At 40.3% G+C, this 7,741-nt stretch carries 6 protein-coding genes; 2 read left to right on the forward strand and 4 right to left on the reverse strand.

The window, feature by feature from the left end; genetic code table 11:
• A partial coding sequence (locus AAF462_07925) for a DUF2130 domain-containing protein (protein ID MEM7009044.1) occupies positions 1 to 952 on the forward strand: 952 nt, incomplete at its 5' end.
• 88 nt (positions 953 to 1,040) lie between these two features.
• Positions 1,041 to 2,024, forward strand: coding sequence for a polyprenyl synthetase family protein (locus AAF462_07930; GenBank protein ID MEM7009045.1), 984 nt, complete (start codon positions 1,041 to 1,043; stop codon positions 2,022 to 2,024).
• Here AAF462_07930 and rimI read toward each other — a convergent pair.
• The 4 genes from rimI to AAF462_07950 are packed head-to-tail and all read right to left on the reverse strand — an operon-like array spanning position 2,021 to position 7,571.
• Positions 2,021 to 2,482: a ribosomal protein S18-alanine N-acetyltransferase gene (rimI, locus tag AAF462_07935; GenBank protein ID MEM7009046.1), complete on the reverse strand. Its 462-nt coding sequence runs from the start codon at positions 2,480 to 2,482 to the stop codon at positions 2,021 to 2,023. The two genes, AAF462_07930 and rimI, sit on opposite strands and share 4 nt — an antisense overlap.
• 46 nt (positions 2,483 to 2,528) lie before the next feature.
• Entirely contained in the window at positions 2,529 to 3,542 is a 1,014-nt protein-coding gene (gene meaB, locus AAF462_07940) for a methylmalonyl Co-A mutase-associated GTPase MeaB (protein ID MEM7009047.1), read from the reverse strand.
• A 7-nt stretch (positions 3,543 to 3,549) separates the two neighbouring features.
• Entirely contained in the window at positions 3,550 to 5,670 is a 2,121-nt protein-coding gene (scpA, locus tag AAF462_07945; GenBank protein ID MEM7009048.1) for a methylmalonyl-CoA mutase, read from the reverse strand.
• A gap of 35 nt (positions 5,671 to 5,705) precedes the next feature.
• Complete coding sequence (locus AAF462_07950; protein MEM7009049.1) at positions 5,706 to 7,571, reverse strand: methylmalonyl-CoA mutase family protein; 1,866 nt, start codon at positions 7,569 to 7,571, stop codon at positions 5,706 to 5,708.
• Between the last annotated feature and the right edge of the window lie 170 nt (positions 7,572 to 7,741).

Genomic DNA, 7,741 nt, shown 5'->3' on the forward strand with positions numbered 1-7,741 from the left:
AGATTTTAATAAAACTAAGGCAGAGATTGAGATAATAAAAAGGGAAAAGGATGAGCTTGAAGATAAAGTCAAAGCAGAGGCACAGCACAAGCTAAATGAACAGCTCGCAATTGAAAAAGAGAAAATTCAAAAGTCAGAGCAGGAGAAAAACGAGCTCAAATTATCCGAAAAAGAACAAATAATAAATCAGCTAAATACAAAGTTGACTGAGGCGCAGCGCAAAGCTGAGCAGGGCTCACAGCAGCTTCAGGGGGAAGTGCAGGAACTCGCAATTGAAGAGTTTTTAAAAAACGCTTTCCCGCTTGACTCTATTGAAGAAATAAAAAAAGGAAAAAGAGGGGCAGATTGTCTTCAGATAGTTAACACAGAATATAGCCAGGAGTGCGGATCTATTTATTATGAGAGTAAGCGCACAAAGAATTTTCAGAATTCCTGGATAGAAAAATTGAAAGCTGATATGAGAGATGAGAGAGCATTGTTCGGCGTATTGGTTACAGAAACAATGCCTAGCGGAATGGACATTATGGGACAGATAGATGACATTTGGGTGTGTAGCCTTCAAGGCTTTAAAGGGCTTTCACACGTTTTAAGGGAAACTATAATCCGAATAAGCGATGCAACTGTATCTCAGGATAATAAGGGCGATAAATTAAATTTAATATATGACTACCTTACTAGTGAGGAGTTTAAAAACCATATAAAAGACATGGCTGACGCCTTTATTGATATGCAGAACGATCTTGATTCTGAGCGAAGAGCTATGGAGGCAATATGGAAGAAAAGGGAAAAACAAAACGAGAAGGTTATCAAAAATCTAAACATGCTCTACGGCTCAATTAAAGGCATCGCAGGAAATTCTATTGGAACAATAAAGACCCTAGAGCTACCCTCACCGGATGAGCTAGATTCAGAATTAGAAGATATTGAAGAAGAAAACGGTAAGCTGTTTTAACATATTGAATCTAACTGCCTATTATTAAACTATAATAAGTACTGAACCTTTTGACATATTTCTGGTTTCAGATAACTTAAAAGCCGCCATGGAATTCTCTGAAATTATATCAGTTGTGAGCGATGATCTAGAGCTAGTTGAGAAGGAGCTAGAGTCCAGCATACAGTCCCCTGTTCCATTGGTATATGAAATATCAAAATATCTTCTAGGAAGCGGCGGCAAAAGGCTTCGTCCTGCGGTGCTTCTACTAGCCAGCGGCGCCTGTGGTCTAACTAAAGACAAAGAAAGAATATATGGAGCCTCTGCTTTAGAATTAGTACACACGGCATCATTACTCCACGATGATGTTGTAGATGAAGCTACTCTAAGACGAGGGAAGCCATCTTCAAATATAGTTTGGGGAAATAAACCAACTGTTTTAGTTGGAGATTTTATGCTGGGAAAGGCGCTAAGCTTGATACAGGCTTGCCAGAATCTGGAAGTAGTAAAATCCATTACTGACGCTGCTGCAATGCTTGCAGAAGGTCAGGTGCTAGAGGTGATGAGCTCAAATAGCATGGTTGATATGACAGAGGATATATGTTTTGGCATCATCAAGAATAAAACTGCATCACTGCTTCAGAGCTGCGGTGCGGTGGGAGCCATATTGGCCGATGCGGGGCCTTCACATATTAAATCTTTAGGAGATTATGGTCTTAATATAGGTATTGCCTTTCAGCTAACTGATGACGCGCTTGATTACTCTTCAACTGAGCAAGAGTTCGGAAAAGCAGTCGGGCAGGACTTGATTGAGGGTAAGATGACGCTTCCTCTTTTCTATTCCATACAAAAATCCTCTAAGTCAGAGAAAGCTAAGGTAAATGAGATTATTGCTAAAGAAGGCGAGTTTACAGATGATGAACTGCATTATGTGAGAGAGATTGTAAGAAATTATCAAGGAGTTAAGCTCACTAACGATATGGCAGAGAGTTATATAGAAAAAGCAATAGATTCAATCTCAACACTTGCCGATAGTGATTACAAAAACTCACTAAACGCATTGGCGGAGTATATAGTCGAGAGAAGAACTTAGTCTGTGTTAATTTCGTACATCATAACGTACGCATCTTCGCCAGTATCAGAGTAGTATTTTTTTCTTGTTCTTAATGTCTTAAATCCCATCTTTTCATAGAGTTTTATTGCTCCCTTGTTAGAGACCCTCACCTCCAAAATAGCTAACTTTAGTCCTTGGTCCCTCGAAAACCTAAGACAGTCTTTTAGCAGCATCTCGCCAAGCCCGATTTGCCTAAAGTCAGGATGAACTGCGATGTTTAAAATATGGACTTCATCATATATGGTCCAGGTGACCATATATGCAACAACGCTGCCTGAGAACCTGATCACCCTTTTATAGGCGTTCATAGCCTTGATCTCTCTCTCGAATATTCTCTTTGGCCAAGGAGAGGGAAAGCTTACGTTTTCTATAGATACTATTTCGTCCAGGTCTTCTGGATAAATAGAGTCTATTTCATATTTAGCCGCTTTTTCCATATAACTCTATTTTTTCAGTTTTGAGGAGTATTGTCTAGATGGTTTGTTATTTTGAGAAATTCTGTAAGTAAGAGTTCAAAAGCTCCTGTGCTGCACTAAATGGGCTTTTTTCTCCGCTTTGTACTTCTTGTTCGAGCTCTGAAACTACCTTGGCTATGTCATCTTTAGAATAAAAATTCTGCTCAAGGCCATACACTATGGACTCATGCATCCACTTTTTGAGCTGCTCTTTTCTCTTATTATTTAAGATGCCGCTCTGGGTCATTTGATCTTGATGTAAGGAAATAATCTGCCATATATCATCTATGCCATTGTTCTCTAAAGAAGAGCATGTTGTAACTTTGGGAACCCATCCTCCAGGTTTTGCCGGGAACAAAGACATTGCATTTTCAAACTCTTTTTTTGCAAGTTGTGCGCGTTGTAAGTTGTCACCGTCAGCTTTAGTAATTGCAACTGTATCGGCCATCTCCATAATTCCTCGTTTCATGCCCTGAATCTCATCCCCTGCGCCTGCAAGAAGAAGGAGCAAGAAGAAATCAACCATTGACTCAACAGCAATCTCGCTCTGCCCCACACCTACTGTCTCAATAATAATCGTATCAAAGCCCGCGGCTTCGCAAAGAAGTATTGATTCCCTAGTACTCTTCGCCACGCCGCCTAGTGATCCCCCCGTGGGTGAGGGTCTAATAAAAGCTTTAGGGTGCATAGAAAGTTTTTCCATTCGAACCTTATCGCCCATGATGCTTCCCTTTGAGCGCTCACTGCTTGGGTCTATTGCCAGAACAGCCACAGATCTATTCTCATTGTTGGTTAAGTATAGGCCAAATGTTTCTATGAATGTACTTTTCCCTACCCCTGGTATCCCGGTTATTCCTATCCTAGTTGAATTTCCGGTGTGTGGAAGGCAGTGGCTAATTATTTTCTGTGCAAGTTCATTATGTTTTGGGAGGGTGCTCTCAACAAGTGTTATCGCTTGGCTTAAAATAGTGCGGTCGCCGTTTAATATGCCCTGAGTGTAATCATCTAACGAGAGTTCTTTTTTTTTGTTTGATTTACTCATCAAGCTTTTAGCCGGTCTGTTTTAAATTGCCTATCAATGTCTTGAGTACATCTTGAGCGGCCTTGGAAATAACTGTTCCCGGCCCGAATATAGCCGTTACACCTGAGTCATATAGATAATCATAATCTTGTTTTGGTATTACGCCGCCGGCAACTACCATGATGTCGCCTCTGTCAGCATTTTTTAACTCTGAAATCAGATCTGGCACTAGGGTTTTGTGTCCCGCAGCCAGACTTGAGATGCCGATTATATGAACGTCGTTTTCTATTGCTTGTTTTGCTGCCTCTTTTGGAGTTTGGAACAGAGGGCCGATGTCAACGTCAAATCCTAGATCTGCAAAACTTGTAGCGATAACTTTTGCTCCTCTATCATGGCCGTCCTGGCCCATTTTGGCAACCATAATTCGAGGCCGCCTACCTTCTAGGGCTGCAAATTCGTCTGCCATTTCTCTAGCTTTTACAAAATCTTTATCCTCAGACATTTCAGAAGAATATACACCTGAAATTGAACGAATTACAGCCTTGTATCTGCCAAAGATTTTCTCGCAAGCGTATGATATCTCTCCAAGTGTTGCTCTTTTTCGGGCAGCGTCAACTGCTAGATCAAGTAGGTTTCCCTCTCCAGTTTCAGCGCATTTCGTTATAGCTTCAAGGGCTTTACCCACTGCATCGCTGTCTCTTTCTTCTTTAAGTTTGTGAAGTCTTTCAACTTGAGATCGCATAACAGCGGTGTTATCTACTTCTAAAATCTCTATCTGGTCTTCCTCTTCCACCTGGTACTTGTTTACCCCGACAATGATGTCCTGCTCAGAGTCGATCCTGGCCTGTTTTTTTGCAGCTGCTTCTTCAATTCTCATCTTTGGAATACCGGTATCTATTGCCTTTGCCATACCGCCAAGCTCTTCAATTTCTTCAATAAGCTCCCACGCCCTGTGTGCAATTCTATCGGTGAGATATTCAACATAGTATGAGCCGGCCCAAGGGTCTACTGATTTGCAGATATTTGTCTCTTCTTGAAGATATATCTGAGTATTTCTTGCGATGCGAGCAGAAAAATCGGTAGGAAGGGCGATCGCTTCATCAAGCGCATTCGTATGAAGGGACTGAGTTCCACCTAGTGCGGCAGCAAGAGCTTCAACACAAGTCCTTACGGCATTATTAAATGGGTCCTGCTCAGTTAAACTCCAGCCGGAGGTCTGGCAGTGGGTTCTTAATGCAAGTGATTTTGGGTTTTTAGGATCAAACTGTTTTACAATCTTTGCCCACAGCATACGGGCTGCCCTCATCTTGGCAATTTCCATAAAATGATTCATTCCGATTCCCCAGAAAAAAGAAATCCGTGGGGCAAAATCATCTATATTCATTCCTGCCTCTATTCCTGCTCTTATATATTCAAGCCCGTCGGCAAGTGTATATGCAAGTTCAATATCTGATGAGGCTCCAGCCTCTTCCATGTGATAGCCGCTTACGCTTATTGAATTGAACTTGGGCATATTTTCTGAGGTGTATTTAAATATGTCGGCTATTATTCGCATAGAAGGCTCAGGGGGGTAAATGTATGTATTTCTTACCATAAACTCTTTTAGTATGTCGTTCTGAATTGTTCCGCTTAATTCTTCTGGCGGAACTCCCTGCTCTTCAGCAGCTACTATATAAAAAGCCATTACAGGAAGCACTGCACCATTCATAGTCATTGAGACAGATATTTCATCAAGCGGTATCTGATCGAAAAGAATCTTCATGTCCAAAATTGAATCTATTGCGACGCCAGCTTTACCAACATCACCAACTACTCTTTCATGATCAGAGTCATAGCCTCGGTGTGTGGGAAGATCAAATGCAACAGAAAGTCCTTTTTGACCGGCTTGCAGGTTTCTTCTGTAAAAAGCGTTTGATTCCTCTGCAGTTGAGAAACCCGCGTACTGTCTTATAGTCCACGGACGTGTCGCATACATAGTGGAATAAGGGCCTCTTAAAAACGGTGCAATACCTGCAGCGTAGTTTAGATGCTCCATTTCTTGAAGATCATCGTTCGTGTATTGGGATTTAACCTCTATAGACTCCGGCGTAGCCCAGCCATTAGATGAACTCTCTGAGCTTTGTTCAATTTTAATTTGAGAAAGTTCTATGTTTGAAAAATCGGGTCTCAATACTGTTCTCCCATTTAATCTCTAATGCCTAAAAGTTTCTGATATTTTGAAAGCGTTTCCAAAGCGTTTGACCTAACATGAATAAAATCTTGAACACCTACTTCTTTGAGTTGATCTATATGCTCTTTGGGGTTTCCTGCAACTATCACTATCATTTCCGGCTTTCTATCTTTAATCTGCTGGCAAATTTGAGGTGCAAATTCAGGATACTCTTTGTCGGAGCTGCATATCACGACAAGATCAGAGTCGTTCTCTATTGCCGCATCTACTCCGTTTTCAGCTGATTCAAAACCGATATTGTTTATAATTTCAAACCCTGCGCAGCCAAAGAAATTAGCACTAAATGAAGCTCTGGCAGTTCTCATTGAAGGGTTTCCAATTGTAAGCAGAAAAACCTTTGGTTTTTTAGCAGTACTCTCAAAGTGTCTTTCAGTCAAAATACGCATTTCCTCAAAAGCCTGAGCTCCTCTGTAGGGAGTTAGAGTTTTAATATCACCCGAAGCTGCTAGTGTATCTGAACTACTAGAATCAAGTTTGATCTTATCTAAAATGGTCTCTTGTAGGTTAGGATATTGATTTACACCCAAAATAGTATCTTTCCTAAGAGCTATATTCATATCTTTTTGCTTTTTAGTTTCTTCAATAGCATCTTGAATTGCGCCGGACTTAATTGATTCCAAAAATCCGCCCGTAGATTCTATCTCTTTAAATAGCCTCAAGGACTCTTTAGCTATTGAGTCGGTTAGTTTTTCTATATAGTAAGAACCGGCTGATGGGTCTGAAACTCTTTCTAAGTATGATTCGTTTTTCAAGATGAGCTGCGTATTTCTCGCCATTCTAAGTGAAAAGTCATCAGCTTGGTCTAGTTCGGAATCAAATGGTTTTATGGTTATAGAATGAGCTCCGCCCAAAGATGCGGCCATAGCTTCAACGGTTCCCCGCAGAAGATTTACGTAGGGGTCATACATAGTTTTATTCCAAGAGGAATTTGAAACTTCTATATGCATAAGTTTTGAGAGTTCATTTTTAACAGGATATTGTTCTATTATCTGAGCCCATAGGAGTCTTGCCGCCCTTAGTTTAGCTATTTCCATAAAATAATTTGAACCCACAGAGAACGAAAATGTGCTGAGCTCACATATTCTATCAATATCCATGCCCAATTCTGATAGCTGGTCTATATATTCAACTGCGGCACAAAGAGTAAATGCTAGCTCCTGAGTTATAGATGCCCCTGAGTTTTGAAAGTGTGAGCTGTGTATTTTTAGAGCTTTAAATTTTGGCAGATGATCAGCTAAGTTCGGAGCAGTTTTAGATAGTTCGCTTAGAATATCTGTTTGCTGTTTCAGAGATTTTCCTTGCAGCAGTAAATCTCCTAGCGGATCAAAGTCAATAGACCCTTGTATTTTGTTGAGATCGAAATCTCTATTTTTTGCTTCATCAATAAGAGTTGTTATGGCTTTTAGTGAATCCCCGCCAGATTGAAAGTGAATGTGGACACTTTCAAGGTCAATACCATTTAACAAAGTAGAAATGTTTTGGGCACTTTCATCTTCTCTTATTACAAATGTTATTCCATTTGCTCCGCCTAAAACAGCATTTTGGGCAAGCGCATTTGCGTTTGTAACTTCACCTGCGCTAATTTCTTGATTAATAGTCCAATCGTTTGATCTGAGATCAGAGTTTAGTAGATAATTAATGCTCTCTAAATCTTCTTTGGCATAAAAAGGATCAATGCTTAGATTCTCATAGCCTTTCCATATGAGTTTTTCAAACTCTTTTCCCTTTAAGTCTTTTACGACCTGATCCTTCCACTCGTTCTTGGATACGGAAGGGAAGCCTTTGAACAATTTTTCTTCTCTACCCAGCTCTTTACTCATCTCATTATTTCCTAATCTATTTGATAGACTAAATGGCCCAATAATAATAATTTAAATCGCTGTTAATGCAACATTTATGCTTGAGGCTAAAGGCTTTTCAAATAAACACAATACAGCCTCTCTTGTCCATAGTTTGTTGACCATATAATATTAAGATGATGAATACCAAG

Source organism: Thermodesulfobacteriota bacterium, assembly GCA_039028315.1.
Lineage (GTDB): Bacteria > Desulfobacterota_D > UBA1144 > Nemesobacterales > UBA2774 > CR02bin9.